15 protein-coding genes and 2 pseudogenes are annotated in these 18,284 nt (G+C 28.4%); 11 read left to right on the top strand and 6 right to left on the bottom strand.

Annotated features, from left to right (window positions below; all coding sequences use genetic code 11):
• Nucleotides 1–452: 452 nt before the first annotated feature.
• The 5 genes and pseudogenes from BFL38_RS08700 to BFL38_RS08680 all read right to left on the bottom strand — a co-directional run.
• Nucleotides 453–635: a hypothetical protein gene (locus BFL38_RS08700; RefSeq protein WP_069726688.1), complete on the bottom strand. Its 183-nt coding sequence runs from the start codon at nucleotides 633–635 to the stop codon at nucleotides 453–455.
• 25 nt (nucleotides 636–660) lie between these two features.
• On the bottom strand, nucleotides 661–2,265 hold the full coding sequence (locus BFL38_RS08695) for a peptide ABC transporter substrate-binding protein (RefSeq protein WP_069726687.1): 1,605 nt from the start codon (nucleotides 2,263–2,265) through the stop codon (nucleotides 661–663).
• Between the two features lie 417 nt (nucleotides 2,266–2,682).
• Complete coding sequence (locus tag BFL38_RS08690) at nucleotides 2,683–3,243, bottom strand: RNA 2'-phosphotransferase (protein ID WP_069726686.1); 561 nt, start codon at nucleotides 3,241–3,243, stop codon at nucleotides 2,683–2,685.
• 767 nt (nucleotides 3,244–4,010) lie between these two features.
• Nucleotides 4,011–4,610, bottom strand: coding sequence for a hypothetical protein (locus tag BFL38_RS08685; protein ID WP_256097232.1), 600 nt, complete (start codon nucleotides 4,608–4,610; stop codon nucleotides 4,011–4,013).
• Nucleotides 4,611–5,008: 398 nt separating this feature from the next.
• Nucleotides 5,009–5,353: pseudogene (locus BFL38_RS08680) on the bottom strand (ankyrin repeat domain-containing protein); the annotation flags it as partial.
• A gap of 130 nt (nucleotides 5,354–5,483) precedes the next feature.
• Here BFL38_RS08680 and BFL38_RS15490 point away from each other — a divergent pair.
• Nucleotides 5,484–5,732: pseudogene (locus tag BFL38_RS15490) on the top strand (Rpn family recombination-promoting nuclease/putative transposase); the annotation flags it as partial.
• A gap of 65 nt (nucleotides 5,733–5,797) precedes the next feature.
• On the top strand, nucleotides 5,798–7,237 hold the full coding sequence (hydA, locus tag BFL38_RS08675) for a dihydropyrimidinase (protein WP_069726683.1): 1,440 nt from the start codon (nucleotides 5,798–5,800) through the stop codon (nucleotides 7,235–7,237).
• 70 nt (nucleotides 7,238–7,307) lie between these two features.
• On the opposite strand, the gene BFL38_RS08670 is transcribed toward hydA, so the two are convergent.
• Entirely contained in the window at nucleotides 7,308–8,294 is a 987-nt protein-coding gene (locus tag BFL38_RS08670) for a LacI family DNA-binding transcriptional regulator (protein WP_069726682.1), read from the bottom strand.
• Between the two features lie 516 nt (nucleotides 8,295–8,810).
• Here BFL38_RS08670 and BFL38_RS08665 point away from each other — a divergent pair.
• The 9 genes from BFL38_RS08665 (at nucleotide 8,811) to BFL38_RS08625 (ending at nucleotide 18,236) form a co-directional block, all read left to right on the top strand.
• Nucleotides 8,811–10,232: a PTS transporter subunit EIIC gene (locus BFL38_RS08665; RefSeq protein ID WP_069726681.1), complete on the top strand. Its 1,422-nt coding sequence runs from the start codon at nucleotides 8,811–8,813 to the stop codon at nucleotides 10,230–10,232.
• Nucleotides 10,233–10,352: 120 nt separating this feature from the next.
• Nucleotides 10,353–11,831, top strand: coding sequence for a glycoside hydrolase family 32 protein (locus BFL38_RS08660; protein WP_069726680.1), 1,479 nt, complete (start codon nucleotides 10,353–10,355; stop codon nucleotides 11,829–11,831).
• 70 nt (nucleotides 11,832–11,901) lie between these two features.
• Nucleotides 11,902–12,366 (top strand): GreA/GreB family elongation factor, encoded by a 465-nt coding sequence (locus BFL38_RS08655; protein ID WP_069726679.1) that lies wholly within the window; start codon nucleotides 11,902–11,904, stop codon nucleotides 12,364–12,366.
• A 140-nt stretch (nucleotides 12,367–12,506) separates the two neighbouring features.
• A complete protein-coding gene (gene glgA / locus BFL38_RS08650) occupies nucleotides 12,507–14,000 on the top strand; it encodes a glycogen synthase GlgA (RefSeq protein ID WP_069726678.1) in 1,494 nt (497 codons plus the stop codon).
• Between the two features lie 30 nt (nucleotides 14,001–14,030).
• Nucleotides 14,031–14,555, top strand: coding sequence for a DJ-1/PfpI family protein (locus tag BFL38_RS08645; protein ID WP_069726677.1), 525 nt, complete (start codon nucleotides 14,031–14,033; stop codon nucleotides 14,553–14,555).
• A 141-nt stretch (nucleotides 14,556–14,696) separates the two neighbouring features.
• Nucleotides 14,697–15,494, top strand: a complete 798-nt coding sequence (locus BFL38_RS08640) for a Cof-type HAD-IIB family hydrolase (RefSeq protein WP_069726676.1) — start codon at nucleotides 14,697–14,699, stop codon at nucleotides 15,492–15,494.
• 22 nt (nucleotides 15,495–15,516) lie between these two features.
• Nucleotides 15,517–16,302 (top strand): Cof-type HAD-IIB family hydrolase, encoded by a 786-nt coding sequence (locus tag BFL38_RS08635; RefSeq protein WP_069726675.1) that lies wholly within the window; start codon nucleotides 15,517–15,519, stop codon nucleotides 16,300–16,302.
• Between the two features lie 94 nt (nucleotides 16,303–16,396).
• Nucleotides 16,397–17,683, top strand: a complete 1,287-nt coding sequence (locus BFL38_RS08630) for a glucose-1-phosphate adenylyltransferase (RefSeq protein WP_069726674.1) — start codon at nucleotides 16,397–16,399, stop codon at nucleotides 17,681–17,683.
• Nucleotides 17,684–17,807: 124 nt separating this feature from the next.
• Nucleotides 17,808–18,236, top strand: coding sequence for a PepSY-like domain-containing protein (locus BFL38_RS08625; protein ID WP_069726673.1), 429 nt, complete (start codon nucleotides 17,808–17,810; stop codon nucleotides 18,234–18,236).
• The last annotated feature ends 48 nt before the right edge of the window (nucleotides 18,237–18,284 follow it).

Here is an 18,284-nt window from a genome sequence, read left to right as displayed (position 1 = left end):
CTCCTTATTAAAATTTGTTGCAAGTATTATACAATAAAATAAATTTTTAGTAAATAATTTTTGTGAATTTATTCTTTCTTATAAATATAAGAAAATATCTCTTTTTATCATCAAAAAAAAACACAAAAAATTAATTTTATATTAACTGTAATATATATAACAATTATAAAGTGAATAAAGATTTATACTTACAAATATAGAAAATAGAAAAGGAAAATAATTTAAGTATAGGACAATATGCTAAAAAAATATTACTAGAAAAAATAGAAAGCACAAAATAAAAAATACAGCCGATGCCATAAAAATGATGTCGGCTTTTTTAATGTCCAAAAAAACAATAAACTAACTATAGTATAAATCTTTTTTAATTAATTGATTTTATAATGTAGTTATGACATAAAATATTACATAGAAAAAATTAAAGTTTTAATTTAAGACAAAAATATAAATATCTATTTTCTTAATTCCATTTTTATATCATTTAAAATATTTCTTATATTCCTTAATTCATACGCTATACTATTTAAAGAACTTGAATCCTTGCCGCTGAACTCTGAATAAAGTTTCGGCATAATATTATAACTAAAAATAGTCAATGCAATTCCAATAAATAAACCTACAAAAAATTTTTTCATAAATTAAAATCCTATTTTATTTTAATTACTCTATATAAGCATTCCTAAAATCATATATAGAAAAAATATCATATTTTACACCATGAAGTTTTTTGCTCTGCATAATAGTAGCCTTATCATAATATATAGGTATTATAGCCATATCCTCTTCTATAAGTATACGCTCTGCATCATAAGCAGCTTTTATTCTTATATCTTCATTAGCATTTGTCATAGCAATATCAACTAAATAATCATAAACTGCATTCGTATATCCGCCGTCATTACCAAGTCCGTCAAGCTGAAAAAGTCTTAAATAACCAGCTGCCTGATTATAAGCAACACTAGTTCCTGCCTTAATCATCTGGAAACTTCCATCTTTTATTGACTGCAAATATGATGTAGGCTCTTCATATCTTAATTTTAAATCTATACCTAAATTATTTTTATACATGTTTTGAATAGCTTCTGCAACAAATAAAGATGAAGGATTAGTAGTTGTGATTAATTCTATAATAGGGAATTTTTTTATATCACTATATCCTGCATCTGTAAGAAGTTTTTTAGCCTCTTCAATATTTTTCTGATAATCGCTTTCTTTTAGAGAAATATATTCTGGAGCATGCTCTCTGAAATCATTAGTACCTATTTTTACATTGATAGGAACAAATCCATCAGCAGCAACTCTCCCTCCGCCTAAAACATTATTTACTATATAATTTCTGTCTATTCCAAGTGCTAATGCCTTTCTAACCAAAGGATTAGTAAACGGCTTTCTTTTCAAGTTTACCATATAGTATGCAATAGATGTTATATCTGCTTCTCTTCCTATACCCTGCTCTATTAAAGAAGCCCTCTCATTCTCAGGTGCTTCAGGATAAAACATTATACTGTCTCCGTAAATTGCCGCAACTGCAGTGTTCACATCTTCTAAAAACTCAAAAGTTATTTTTTCAGCCTTTACATTATCTTTATCCCAATAATAAGGATTTTTCTCCATTACTATTTTTACAGCCTCATCATATTCTGTCATTATATAAGGTCCGTTTCCAATGTAATGATCTTTAGTTAAAGCCCAATCCTCTCCGTAAGTTTCTATAATATCACTTCTCACAGGTGAGGCAATATCGCTAGCCATAGCCTCCTCAAAATAAGGAAGCGGTATATCAAGCTCAATTTTTAATGTATAATCATCTAAAGCATAAACTCCAAGTTCTTCTAAACTCTTTTCTCCTTTCATTATACTCTGAGCATTCTTTATTATATCAAAGCCCAAAGAAAAAGGAGAAGCTACTTTTGGGTCTATCAATCTTCTTAAACTATATACAAAATCATTAGCCGTTAAATCTTTTCCGTCTGACCATTTAGCATTTTTTCTTAAATGAAATATATAAACCGTATTGTTACTCATAGCCTCCCAGCTTTCAGCGAGTGCAGGAATTATTGTACCGTCTTCATCTCTTTGAGTTAATGTTTCAAAAGTATGTGTTATGTAAACAGCTGTATTTATACCCTTAGCAAATGCTGGGTCCAAACTGCTAGGCATTCCTCCAACTGATACAACTATACCATCACTAGATAATTTACTACTAGAACATGATAATAAAAATATATTTATCAATAGAACTATTATAAAAACATATCTCTTCATAATTTATTCTCTTTTATTTTAATTATTATATTTATCAATTTTAATATGATAACCAAATATATAATTATGTCAACTATATTATGTTAATATAAATCCGCACGGTAAATAAATTAAAAAATATAAATATATTATTTTTCTTATTTAGTACATAAACTAATAAAAATAAATCGTGCGTAAAAAATTTTCCCAGCTTAATAAAAACTTGGGTGGGAGCTATAATTTCTAATTAAGATTAAAAAAATAATAAAAATTGTATTATACAAACGAGGCTATAAAATATAATGGGCGGGGTATGTATATAAAATTTATTATTTAATTATTACTACTAATAAAAATTGTTAGCTAAAAAATGTATAGTAAATGGATTTACTATACGCTCACAATTTTTATATTTAGTTTTCTAGTATTTAAAAATTATTATTTAATTATATCAACAATATATTTAGGATCAACATAATCGCATAACCACACTTTATTTTCAGACAAATAAAATTTAATACCATTTTCATACATTTGATTAGAATCAATTTTTATTATCGCAGGCTTTCCATGACGCTCACCTACTTTTTTAGCAGTTTCTTCAATAATAGATAAATGCACATAAAGTCTGCCCATTTTCTTTATACCTTCAAGTTTTATACTGTCTATATTATCAACAGAAGTCCCATGAAACAATATTTCTGGCGGTTCTCTTTCTTCAAATTCTAAATCTACATTTATACTATGTCCCTGATTTGCCCTTATTAAAGTATGATCTTCATTAAAACTGAATCTTTTTTTATCATTGTATAATACTACTCTTTCAAGTATTTCTTTTATATTTCTTCCTGTAGCTTTTATTTTTTCTATTAATTGATAAGCATTAGCCCAACCATCTTTTGATAATGTGAGTCCTATATTTTCAGGTTTATGCCTTAATACCAAACTAACAAATTTACTTATTTTAATTTCTTCTTTGGTTAATTTATCATTTTTCATTTTTATTTCTCCGCTAAAACAATAATATTATTTATTAATTATGTCAACTATATTATGTTAATATTAATATTTAATGAATATTTATTCAGCCCGCCCACCCGCCCCTTAATCTCTTGGAAAAAAATTATTTTATATGATGTTAATAATAAATAAAAAAATGTTTACCGTGCGGTGATAATACAATAAATTTAAAAAAATCTTGGGTGGGCAGCTAAAAATTCTAATTAGATAAAAAAGAAAATAGAAATGACAATTACAAATAAAAGTTATAAGCCTAGAGGGTGGGAAAATGTAATTAATTTTTTTAAACTTTAATTACATACCCCACCCTTTATGCTTTACCGCTGTATTTTGAATTTTAGTATTAATTATATTTAAAGCCAAATTAGAATACTTAACACCCGCCCAAGTGTTATTTAAATTCAAAAACTGCTTAACGCACGGTAAATAAAATTTATGATATAATAAAATTTGAATTAAAAATAAATTTATATTTTTGTCTTCATTCTGCGTGCGGTGATAATACAATAAATTTAAAAAAATCTTGGGTGGGCAGCTAAAAATTCTAATTAGATAAAAAATAAAAGAAAAATGATAATTATAAATTAAAGCCATAAGCCTAAAGGGTGGGAAAATGTAATTAATTTTTTTAAACTTTAATTACATACCCCGCCCTTTATGCTTTACCGCTGCATTTTGAATTTTAGTATTAATTATATTTAAAGCCAAATTAGAATACTTAACACCCGCCCAAGTGTTATTTAAATTCAAAACATATTATCTCCAAGACCATATTTAGATGTAATACCTGTAAGTCTTTCTTCACTTGTTAATGAAGAACTAGAATATGCTATTTCTCTGTAAATATTATAATTTCCGCCTGTTTTAGTATTTAGCCAGTTCATAAATATAGATGCAGAAGAATAACTTATTACTCCTAATTGATTTATTAATTCATCGTATTTGGAATTATTTTCATTAACTGAAGCATAAACTGTATTAGAAATATTTTCTTTTATACTATTTTCCAAATCTTTATAATTTTTTCTTAAATCTGATATCTCTTTAAAATTCTTGAGATTCTGTTCAAGCATTATACTGTTATAATTAGCATTATTTTTTTCTATTTTTTCATCTATAGTTTCAGTAATACTATTGGATAATTCTTCTTTGAGATTATTTAAATTTTCTTTTTCTTCTTCTAGGAATTTAGTTTGTTCTTCTCTGACTTCCTCAAATCTAGTGTTTAATACATCTATTTCTTTTTTATTATCTTCTGTTTTACTTTCTAATTGATTTATCAATTCATCATATTTGGAATTATTTACTAAGATAGAATCTTCTAAATCTTTCTGTACTTTTTTCAAGCCGGATAGTTCTTTAAAATTCTTGAGATTCTGTTCAAGCATTATGCTATTATAATTAGCATTATTTTTTTCTATTTTTTTATATTAAAAAATCGAGCGTCTAGCAAATTCATTTGCTAGAGCCTTAAAGCGAGATTTTTTAATTTTAATGAAGCAATTTTTTATTAATAATCAATAAAAAATAGTTAGCGTTTCAAGATGAGTATTAAAAAATCGAGCGTCTAGCAAATTCATTTGCTAGAGCCTTAAAGCGAGATTTTTTAATTTTTAATGAAGCAATTTTTATTAATAATCAATAAAAAATAGTTAGCGTTTCAAGATGAATGTATTAAAAAATCGAGCGTCTAGCAAATTCATTTGCTAGAGCCTTAAAGCGAGATTTTTTAATTTTTAATGAAGCTTACATCGGCACCATTTTTTAATAAAAATTCAACCATTTCATAATTTGTATCTCTAGCAGTATACATTAATGCTGTAGCACCTGCTTTATCTCGAATATTGACATCAGTACCCTCTTTTATAAGTAATTTTGCTATATCATCATATCCGCATACAGAAGCATTTATTAAAGCTGTTCTATCATAAGAATCTAATGCATTACAGTTTGCACCTTGCTCTAAATATGATTGAACTTTTTTTATATTATTATCTTCTACAGCGGAAAATAACGATTCATCTAAAGTTTTAGAATACAAAAGAATATTAAACAAGAATAATATAAATATAATAGATACTTTTTTCATATATACCCCCTATACCAACATATGTTTATCGCATATAATTGTATTCTATATTTAAAATTATTTTCTGTCAATTATATAGTTTTTTGGTTTTATAAATTGCTATTAATAAAATTTTTAGTATAATTAAGCTATGAAAAAGATTAACATACTTAATGATTTGTTTGTACGATATCTAATTGGTATTGAGGGGGGATGAAGATATACTAGAAAATATTATTAATGCTGTATGATGCTGGTTTTGATTCTGTAAGAAATATTGAAATAATAAATATTTACAATTTAGCGGAAAATTAGAATTTAAGAGACTCTATTCCGCTGAAGGTGATGTTAAAGCAAAACCAAAGGCGGTAAAGAGATACTTATTGAAATACAGTTAGTTAGATACTTTTTGTGATTAAATTTTTTATGTATAAATAATAAAAGTTATAATTATAGGACTATAATATGAAAAAAATTATTATAAAAAACGGTACTGTAGTTAATGCTTCAGAAACTTATAAAGCTGATGTATTAATAGAAGATGAAAAAATTTCTAAAATAGGTGCTGATTTAAAATGCGATGATGCTGAGATTATTGACGCTTCAGGTAAATATGTTATGCCTGGAGGAATAGATGTTCATACTCATATGGATATAGATGTCGGCATAGGGAGAGCGGTTGATGATTTCTATACAGGAACTATTGCTGCTGCTTGCGGAGGTACTACTACTATAGTTGATCATATGGGGTTCGGACCTAAAGGCTGCGATGTATTTCATCAATTAAAATATTATCATACTCTTGCTGAGAATAAGGCTGTTATTGATTATAGTTTTCATGGAGTTTTACAGCATGTTGATGAAGATGTGCTTAAAGGTCTTGAAGTATTAGCTAAAGAAGAAGGTTTGCAAAGTACAAAACTTTATTTAACTTATAACTATAAAATAGAAGATGATAATGTTGTGCGTGTATTAAAGAAGATGAAAGAGATTAATGCTGTTTCTGCTTTTCATGCTGAAAATCATTATGTTATAGAGTATTTAAAAAAGAAATTTGTTGAAGAGGGTAAAACTTCTGCACATTATCACCCTATAAGCAGACCTTCAGAAGCAGAGGCAGAGGCAGTTAATAGAATCATACATTTATCTGTTATAGCTGGAAATGCCCCTGTATATATAGTGCATACTTCTGCTGGAAAGAGTGTTGATGAGATAGTTAATGCTAGGGCTTTGGGTCATAAAAATATTTTCTCTGAAACTTGCCCTCAATATTTGGTTTTGACAGATAAAGAGTACGACAGAGAAGACGGACTTAAATTTGTAATGTCTCCCCCTTTAAGAAAGAAAGAAGACAGTGAAAGATTATGGAAAGCTATTGCTCAAGGACATATTCAGGTTATAGCGACAGATCATTGTCCTTTTAATTATGAAACTGATAAAGTAAAAGGAAAAGATAATTTTACTAAATGCCCTAATGGAGCAGGCGGAGTTGAGGAGAGATACCCGCTAATGTTTTCTGAAGGTGTTATGAAAGGAAGAATAACAATTAATAAATTTGTTGAAACTTTATGCTATAATCCAGCTTTGATATACGGACTTTATCCAGAGAAAGGTGCTATTATACCAAATGCTGATGCTGACATTACTATAATAGATCCTAATAAAAAATCTATAATTACAAAATCAAATATGCATGGAGCATGCGATTATACCGCTTATGAAGGAATGGAACTTTTATGTTCTGTGGATACTGTTATATCAAGAGGAAAAATAGTATTCAAAGATAATGAGTTTTTAGGCAGTAAGGGAGACGGAAAATTTATAAAGAGAAAAACTTTAGATAATTATACCGACTTTAATAATCATTTTAAATTGGGTGATTATATAGATATTGATTGTAATTGATTATTTAAAAATATTTTTTAAAAAATTAAAAAACAACCTACTATAATTTTTCTAGCAGGTTGTTTTTTATTTATCTTACACTGTTTCTTTCTAAAAATTCATAATTAACATATATAACTTCTTTTACTTTTATATTATTAATTAAATCTATCAATGTATTTGCTGTGCATACTCCAGCATTAAAAGAATCGAATTTTATTGTTGAAAGTTCCGGCTCTATTATTTCATCGATATCATATCCTCCGAAAGATATTACAGATACATCATCTGGAATTTTTAACCCCATTTCTTTTAATACTTTATATACCCCCAATGCCTGTCTGTCAGTTGAACATACTATAGCATCAATATCTCTATTTTTTAATAATTTTTCAGCAGCTGTTTTTGCTTTCTCATAGGAAAAGTCTGCTACTTCTATTTTTATATTTTCTATGCTGTATTTTTTTAACCCATCTAATACCCCGTTTCTTCTTGTTATTCCCACAGCAATGTCATTCTCATCTACTGTTATAAATCCTATATTTTTATGATTTTTACTACCTATGTATTTTCCTATATCTATACCTGCATTATAATCATCATTAACTATGCTTATTACCTCACTGCATTCTTGTCCATAAATTACTATTGGTATATCTAATTTTTTTAATATGTTTTTATGTTCTTCAGTGATATATGTAGCACTCAATACTATACCATCAACATTTAATCTCTTCAATTTTTCTATATACTGCAGTTCTAATTTATGCTGATGATTTGTATTCATTATTATAGGCATATAATGTTTTTCTCTAAGTGTTTTCTCTATCCCTGTTAATACTCTTGCTCCAACTGTAGAGTCTAAAGCTGGTACTATTATTCCTATAATATGACTTTTTTTTGCTTTTAATCTTGCAAATGTATTTGGTTCATAATCATATTCAGATATTATTTCTTTAATTCTTTTTTTTGTTTCTTCTTTTAGATATCCGCCATTAAAGTATCTGGATATAGTAGTTTTTGTTACGCCGGCAATTTCAGCTATTTCTTTCATTGTAATTTTTTTATTTGTACCCATTTTTACTACCCTAATATTAGAATTATTTAAAAAATAATTTTATTTATAATTGTGCACACTAGCATATAAAGTAAACAGCTCACTTGTTTTGTGATGCTTTCGTCCCAATATGCGTACCGAATAAGTATACCTAGAGAAGTGTACCTACGGCATGTGTCAAAAAGCAAAACAGTGTATTTATCTATAAAAATAATAATTTTTAAATACCATAAAACCAAACATAAAAATTGTGAGCGTATAGCAAACAATTTTTATTAGCAGTAATAAAAAATAATAATTTATACAACATATAAAATATTGTTTTTATAATTAATAAATTACTACAATTTTATACATAATCTTGTTCAATACTTTTGAAATAAGTCTATTAATAAATTATATACTTTTTATATCAAAATACAAATTTATATAATTATTTTATAAAAATATATATAATACTTGACAAATATAAAGATATTGTTATAATATATAATGTAACCGGTTACATTATATAACAATTTCAATAGGATTTTTATTATGGCTATCAATTATAAAAAAACTGCTGAAGAAATTATTAGAGTAGTTGATAAAGATAATATTATTTCTGCAACTTTCTGTGCCACTAGATTAAGATTAATAGTAAAAACTAGGGATAGCATAAAGGATTCAGAAGTTCAGAAAATAGAAGGTGTTAAAGGTGTATTTTTCAATTCTGGTCAATATCAGATAATATTGGGTAGCGGAGTTGTAAATAAAGTTTATGCTGAAATTATTAATTTGGGTGTTACAGGTGCAGCAAAGCAAGATACAGAAGAAACTAAAAAAGTGGGAGAGAAAAATAATTTTAGAAAGTTTATTCGTATATTTGCTGATGTATTTGTACCAATAATGCCTGCTATGATTGCCACAGGTTTATTTTTAGGTTTTAAAGGTGCTTTAATTAATGACAGCTTTTTGGGACTATTTAATTTAAAAGTATCAAATATACCTGTTTCTGTTATGACATTAATGACTGTTCTTACAGAAACTACATTTGCATTTTTGCCTGCTTTGGTATGTTGGTCAACATTCAGAGTTTTTGGAGGCTCTCCTATATTAGGTATATTATTAGGGTTAATGCTTGTTTCTCCTGCTTTACCTAACGCTTATTTGGTAGCCAATCCTGACAGCGGAGTTAAGCCTATAATGTTATTCGGATTTATACCTATAGTGGGATATCAAGGAAGCGTACTTCCTGCACTTATTTCTGGTATTATAGGTGCTAAAATAGAATTGAATTTAAGAAAAGTAATACCAAATATAATAGACATACTAGCAACACCATTTTTAACATTACTTATAATGTTATTATTATCTTTAGCTGTGATAGGACCAATTTTCCATATAGTCGAACAATGGATATTGATAGCTATAAATTTTTCTTTATCGTTACCTTTTGGAATAGGAGGATTTATAATAGGGTTTGGAATAATATTTATAGTTGTAACAGGAGTACATCATATAATGAATTTGGTAGAAATATCATTGCTTGCTGCTACTTCTTTCAACCCTATTAATCCTCTTTTATCCGTTGCTAATTTAGCTGCAGGTGCTGCTTGTTTGGCTGTTACATTGAAAACTAGAAGAAAAAGTGTAAAAGCTATGGGATATGGTGCGGCATTATCGGCTTGGCTTGGCATAACAGAACCTGCCATATTTGGTATAAATATAAGATACGGAATAAAACCTATGGTTTGCGGTGCTATTGCTGCCGGTATAACAGGATTAATAGCAAGATTATTAAATTTACAGGCTACTGCTAATGGAGTTACAGGAATACCTGGTGTATTGCTTTATATTTATGATGGAAAGCAGTTAGCTGGTTATGCTGCGGTTGCTTTAATTACTGTGGTTTTATCTTTTACTATTACTTGGTTTTTTGGGGTTCCTGATGAGTATATGCAGGAAGATGATGAGTAAAATTAAAATAGACACTTACAAAATAATTCTACATAAATCCAATAAAATAATTTATTCACTTAATATCATGTATATATTTTGTATACATGATATTAAGTATTATTACATAAGGGAAATGAAATGAGGTTGGTTAGTAAAGTTTTTGAAGAAGCAATAAAACGAAAAGAAATTGAATATTTTAATGATAATAACAATAAATGGAGATTAAATTTTCATTTAATGCCTCCTGTAGGCTGGCTCAATGATCCAAATGCTTTATCATACTTTAAAGGAGAGTATCATATATTTTTTCAGTATTCTCCATTTGATGTTGGAGGCGGATTAAAATTTTGGGGACATTACATAAGTAAAGACTTAATAAATTATAAATATGTTGGAGCTGCTATATATCCTGATGAAAAATATGATTGTCATGGCGTGTATTCAGGTTCTGCCTTTATAGAAGATAATAAGTTATATGTTTATTATACAGGAAATGTAAAACTTTTAGGCAGTCATGATTACATAGAAAGCGGAAGAGAGGCTAATACTATGCTTACTGTCTCCGAAGATGGTATTAACTTCTCTGAAAAAGAATGTTTAATGGAAATGAAAGATTATCCTAAAGATATAACTAATCATATAAGAGATCCTAAAGTATGGAAAGAAGATGAATCTTATTATATGGTTCAAGGTGCCAGAAAATATGGTATAGACAGAAATAATGATATTGGAGAAGTATTAATATTTAAGTCTGAAGATAAAAGGAATTGGAAACATACAAACACAGTAAAGTCTGAATGTAGATTCGGATATATGTGGGAATGTCCTGACTTATTTAATTTAGAAGGACAAAATATTTTAATAACATGTCCTCAAGGTGTGAAACAAATTGAAAGCGTATACGAAAATATATACCTTTCTGGATATTTTTTAATTAATGATGATTATAAAAATGAGGAATATATAGAGGTTAATGATTTTACAGTTCTTGACAGAGGATTTGATTTTTATGCTCCGCAGACATTTTTAGATGAGAATGGAAATAGAATTATTATAGGCTGGATGGGAGTTCCTGATACTGAAGATTATCATAAAAATTTAACTGTTCAATACGGCTGGCAGCATTGTCTTACTGCAGCTAGAGAGTTGAGTTTCAAAAATGGAAAACTTTATCAAAGGCCGCATAGAAGTTTGGATAAATTAAGAGAGAAAAAAATATTTGAAAATAAATGTTCTTATGATTCATTATCTGATAGTTTAATTTCTAAAGATATTAGCTCTTATGAAGTTTTAATTGATAATATAAAAAGTTCTGAGAGTTTTGAATTATTAATTTCAGAAGGTGTTTCTATTAAATATAGAGATAATAAATTTATATTAGAGTTTGTAAACGATATAGGAAAGAAAATAGGCGGCGGAAGATATAAAAGAAGTGCTGATTTAGAAAAGTTAGAAAATTTAAGAATATTGATAGATACTTCGGCTATAGAGATATTTATAAATGAAGGCGAGATGGTATTTTCTAGCCGATATTATCCTGATGAATATTCTTTTAAAGCTATTGGAGATATGAATTTAATAATATATAAATTATCTGATTTTAAGATTAATCATTAATCTTTTTTGTTTGTAAATATTTTAAAAATAGTTTATAATATCAAAATTACTAATTTTAAGGATATTGAAAATGGCTAAACCAATAACAAAAGAAGGATATGATAAAGCTAAATCTAAACTTGCTGAATTAAAGGCTGAGTTTGAAACTTTGCCTGCTATTATTGCTGAGGCTAGAGAAAAAGGCGATTTAAAAGAAAATGCTGAGTATCATGCTGCCAAAGAAAAGCAGGGATTATTGAATGCTCAAATATCAAAGTTGGAAAGTGATTTGGCAGGCTGTGAAATAATAGATCCTGCTAATTTGGATAAAGATACCGTAACTTTTGGTAAAAGGGTAAAAGTTAAAGATAAAACTAGAAATGCGGTTTTTGAATATAGAATAGTGGGTGAATTAGAAGCAGATATGAGTAAAAATGAAATAACTATAGTAACTCCTATTGCTAAAGGATTATTATCTAAGAAAGTCGGTGATGTTGTAACTATAAAAGTACCTGCCGGAGATAAAGTTTTAGAAATATTAGAGATTAATATATAACTTATAAAAATTATATATAATAGAATTTTTTTATTATTAAACTTTTTTTCTTAAATAATATTCTAAATTCATAATTTCGCTTGAAGTTTTTAAATAAAGTTATATATTTAAAAATATATTCTAGTTTTTAGGAGTTTTATATGTCAAAAATGAAAGTTATGATAGCATCTTCTGAAGCAACACCATTTATAAAAACAGGAGGACTTGCTGATGTTGTTGGTGCTTTGCCTATTTATTTAAAGAAACTAGATGTAGAAGCTTTTGTAGTGCTTCCTAAATATAGAGATATTAATTTTCAAGATTGTTATTTAGAGAATGTTCTTCCTACTATGGGAGTATGGATGGGTAATGGAGAAGAATGGTGTTCGGTATTTAAGACTGTAAAAGATGGAATTGATTTTTATTTCATAGAACATCATAATTTTTTCAGCAGAGAAGGGCTTTATCATGATTCTTCTTTCAATGATTATCAGGATAATGCTTGGAGATTCGGATTCTTTTCTCGTGCTGCTTTACAATTATGTAAGGATTTGCAGTTAAATGTAGATGTGGTTCATGCTAATGATTGGCAGACAGCTGCTATTCCAGCATATATAAAAACTTGGCACTGGAATGATACAGTAGGACATGCCGCTAGTATGCTTACTATACATAATGCAAATTATCAAGGTATATATAATGCTGCTACAACTTATGATTATTTAGGTTTAGGCTGGAATAATTTTAGTCCTGATACTTTTGAGGATCATGGTAATATAAATTTGCTTAAAGGCGGAATATTCTTTTCTGATGTAGTTACTACTGTAAGTCCTACTTATGCAAGAGAAATTTCATCTCCTTACGGAGGTCATGGTATGGCTCCTTATTTACAGAATAAGACAACAAGTTTTTTCGGAATACTTAATGGTATTGATGAAAATGTTTGGTCTCCTGAAAAAGATAAATTTATACCTGAAAATTTTTCTGCAGATAAGATGGAAGGTAAAAAGGTATGTAAAAGAGAACTTCAGAAAAGATTTTTACTTGAGGAAGATGATGATGTTGTTTTGATAGGGGCAATAGGAAGATTTGTTGATCAGAAAGGATATCATTTTATAGCTTCTATAATAGATTCTTTAGTTAATAATATGAAAGTTCAGTTTTGTATACTTGGTACAGGAGACAAAGGGCTTGAAGGTTTCTTTGGAGATATACCTAAGAGATATCCTGGAAGAGTAGGTTCTTATATCGGTTATAATAATGAATTATCACATTTGATAGAGGCAGGATGCGATTTGTTTGTAATGCCTTCTTTATTTGAGCCTTGCGGACTTAATCAAATGTACTCTTTAAGATACGGCACTTTACCTATAGTTCATGCTACAGGTGGGCTTGAAGATACTGTTGAGAATTATAATGAGGAAACAGGAGAGGGTACAGGATTTAAATTCTATGATTCTACTTCTTCAGCATTATATAATACTATAGGCTGGGCTGTAAGTGTTTATTATGATCACAGAGATAGATTTACTGCTATGCAGAAAAGGGCTATGAAAATAGATAATTCTTGGGAGAAAAGTGCTAAAGAATATGTTAAGGCTTATGAACTTGCTATTTTGAATAAGAATAATTATGACATAAATTGCGGTTTATAATGATTTGAATAAATATTGGAGAGATAGTTAATGGGAAAAACTAATAAAATATTGTATGTTATGTCCGGACAGAATTTTCAAGATGAAGAATATTTTGAAAGTAAAAAAATTTTTGAGGCAGCTGATTATAAAACAGAAGTATCCTCTACATTTATAGGTACAGCTCAGGGTAAATTAGGCGGCATTACGAATATTGACTTACTATTCAGTGAGGTTGATGCCGTTGAGTTTGATGCTATTGTATTTATAGGAGGTATAGGAAGCATAACTTTATGGGACGATTGGCGTACTCAGGGACTTGCTAAGTTATTTTTGGATAATCAAAAGATAGTTGCGGGTATAGGAAGCGGTATTGTTATTATGGCTAATGCTAAAATATTAGAAGGAATTAATGTTACTTGTCTTTCCGCTGATGAATCGCATGTAAGACATGGTAATGCCAATGTTTTGAAGGATAATGTTGTTGTTTCAGGAAACATTATAACAGCGAATGGTCCTGCTTCTTCAAAAGAATTTGCAAATGCTGTTTTAGGGGCATTGAATAATATATCTTAATTAATCTTTATAATAAAAGACCTAAAATTGTTTAGGTCTTTTATTTATTAAAAAATAAGCTGCATCTAATAAATAATAATCGCATTATTGTTTAATTCTTAGCAGATTTCAAATTTATAAAATAAAAGATGGTACTAACAGATGATAAAGGCAGTATTTTTTGATATAGATGGTACTTTGGTTAGTTTCAATACGCATAAAATTTCTAATTATTCCAAAGAAGCTATTAAAATTTTGAAAGAAAAAGGGATAAAGATTTTTATAGCAAGCGGAAGGGCTTTATTTCAGATAGATAATTTAGATGGTTTAGAATTTGACGGTTATATAACAATAAATGGAGGAAGCTGCTTTATAAATGATAATGGAAGCTATAAAGAAATATATAGAGTTTCTTTGGATAAAAATGATTTATTTTCTTTAGTTGATTATCTTGATAAGGATAAGTTTCCTTGTACTTTAATAACAAGTAATAATTTGTATATTAATTATATGGGTGATGCTATTTCTCATCTTTATAATATGGCAAATGTCAAAGTCCCAGATTTTATAGATTTTAATGATTATATCTCAAATAATTATGAAAGTATTCTTCAGCTCAATATTTTTGTAGATGAAGATAAAGAAAAATATTTAATGGATAATGTCTTAAAAAATTCTAAATCAAGCAGATGGCATTTTTCATTTGCTGATGTAAATTCAAAATATGCAGGTAAAGAAGTAGGTATAGATAAGATAATAGAATATTATGGCATAGATTTATCTGAAACTATGGCTATAGGAGATGGCGGCAATGATATAAGCATGATTAAGCATGCTGCTATAGGTGTTGCCATGGGAAATGCTAATGAAAATGTAAAAAATATAGCGGATTATATTACTGATGATGTTGATAATGACGGAGTATATAAGGCTTTAAAACATTTTAATATATTAGATTAATTATAAATGTAAGGATTTCTATATGATTAAAGCAGTATTTTTTGATATAGACGGTACTTTAGTTAGTTTTAACACTCATAAGGTTTCAGATTCTTCCAAAGAGGCTATAAGACTTTTAAAAGAAAAAGGTATCAAGGTTTTTATAGCTACAGGAAGAATAAAAAATCATATAAACAATTTAGATGATTTAGAGTTTGACGGATATATAACAGCAAACGGTTTTGACTGTTATGTAGGGGATAAGTCCATTTACAGACACTCAATAGCTAAAGAAGAAATATATTCATTGATAGATTATTTAAAGAATAAAGAACAGTTTCCATGTTCTGTAATGATGAATAGCGGTATATATATTAATTATCTTACGGATAAAGTTAAAAAAGTTTCTGAGTCTATCAATCTTCCTATACCAGCAATTGATAACTATTATGATTTTTTAGAAGAAAATATAGATAATATTCTGCAGATAAATTTATTTGTAGATGATAAAAAAGAAAAAGAATTAATGAGTAAAATATTTAAAAATTGTGAATCTAGCAGATGGCATCCTTACTTTGCCGATGTTAATACAAAAGGTGGAGGCAAGCATATAGGCATAGACAAGATAATAGAATATTACGGTATAGACTTATCTGAAACTATGGCTTTCGGTGACGGCGGAAACGATATTACTATGATAGAGCATGCTGCTATAGGTGTTGCCATGGGTAATGCCAATGAGGAAGTTAAATTGGCTGCAGATTATATCACTGATGATGTAGATAATAATGGTATTTATAATGCTTTAAAACATTTTAATGTATTGTAATATATGATTAATAATCCTTGAAAAGTCATGATTTTTTTACTATACTTATATTATATGAATTATTTAGTATAACAAAAAATTACTGGAGTTTTTTATGAGAGCATTTAATACTGTAGCTTTGATACTTGGAGGAGGCAGAGGAACAAGACTTTATCCTTTGGTAAAAGCTCGTTCTAAGCCTGCTGTATCTTTAGGCGGTCAATATAGAATGATAGACATACCTGTATCTAATTGTATAAATAGCGGATTTAGAAATATATATGTTATAACACAATTTAATAGTGCATCTTTGAATAATCATATATATAATGCTTATAGATTTGATAACTTCTCAGGCGGTCATGTAAGTATACTTGCAGCTGAACAAACAGATACTAATATAGATTGGTATCAGGGAACAGCTGATGCGGTTAGAAAGAATTTAGAGCATTTTGACAATGAATTTGTTAATAATGTTGTAATACTTTCCGGAGATCAAGTATATCGTATGAATTATAATGTAATGCTTCAGCATATGCTTGAAACAGGTGCTGATATAGTTGTTGGTACTGTACCTGTTGTCAGAGAAGATGCTAAAGGTTTCGGCGTTATGCTTGTAAATAAAAGAGGTCAGATTACTAATTTCCATGAAAAGCCAAAAGAAGATGAGGTACTTAATACTTTAAAATTAAGCGAAGATCAAAAGAAAATGTTTAATATAGAAGATCCTAAAAAAGAATATTTGGCTTCTATGGGTATTTATGTATTTAGAAGAAATGTACTTAAAGATATTTTAGCAGATGTATCTATGATAGATTTCGGAAAAGATATTATTCCTGAAGCTATAAAAAAATACAAAGTATTCAGTTATGCTTTCCAAGGTTATTGGGAAGATGTAGGAACTATTAAGGCTTATTTTGAAGCCAATATATCTTTTGGAAGTAAGAATCCTCCTTTTGATTTTTATGATGAAAAGGCTCCTATATATACGCATGTTCGTTACTTGTCTCCTTCTAAAGTTGAAAAGGCTGCTGTAACATCTAGTATTATAGCAGACGGATGTAGGATAGAGAATGCTACTATAAAAGAATGTGTTATAGGGGTTCGTTCTGTAGTTCAAAGCGGTTCTACATTAGAAAGGGTAGTTATGATGGGAAGCGACTATTATGAGGATAGCGATGACATTGAAAGATTAAATGTTAAGCATATCCCTAAAATAGGTATTGGTAAAAAATGCACTCTTAAAAATGTCATTATAGATAAGAATGTGAGGATAGGAAATGATGTTGTTATTACAAATAAAAAGAAAATACAGCATCAGGATAGTGAATTCTATTGTATTAGAGATGGTATTGTAATAATTCCTAAAAATACAATAGTTAAAAGCGGTACAATTATCTAATATTTGTTAGTTTAAGTTTGTTTGTTGCGGGTAGGAGTTGATCTTCTACCCATATTATTATAACAGAATAAAAAATAGCAAAAATTGTAAATATAATATATATGGATATTAAGGAGAGTAAATCATGAAAAAATTATTTATCTTTTTATCATCATTATTTATTTTTTCGGCTTCTAGTCTTTTTGCTGATATGGTAGTTCCGCCTTCAGCATTGCCTCAGCAAGCTGCTGCATTTATACAAAGAGTATTTCCGGGTGTTCAAATTTGGAAAGTTGAAAGAGACGGAAGGAAATTTGATGTAAATTTGTCTAATGGCGTATCTATAGATTTTTTAGCTAATGGAGATTGGGAGAATATAGATAGTGAATATGCTCCTATACCTGATGCCGCTTTTCCTCCGGCAGTTGTACAAGCTGTGAGAAATGCATATCCTCAGGCTGCTATTATTGATGCAGAAAAAGAGTGGGGAAATTATAAATTAAAATTAAATAATATGATGGAAGTTATGGTAACAGGTAATGGTCAGATAATGGGACAGAAATTTGATGATTAATCATTGAGTTAAAAATATAAGCGGCAGGTATTAATATTAATTCTGCCG

It is taken from the genome of Brachyspira hampsonii (genome assembly GCF_001746205.1).
Taxonomy (GTDB): Bacteria; Spirochaetota; Brachyspiria; order Brachyspirales; family Brachyspiraceae; genus Brachyspira; species Brachyspira hampsonii_B.
The sequence above is the reverse complement of the archived record's forward strand: the minus strand, read 5'-3'. Positions and strand labels throughout refer to the sequence as shown.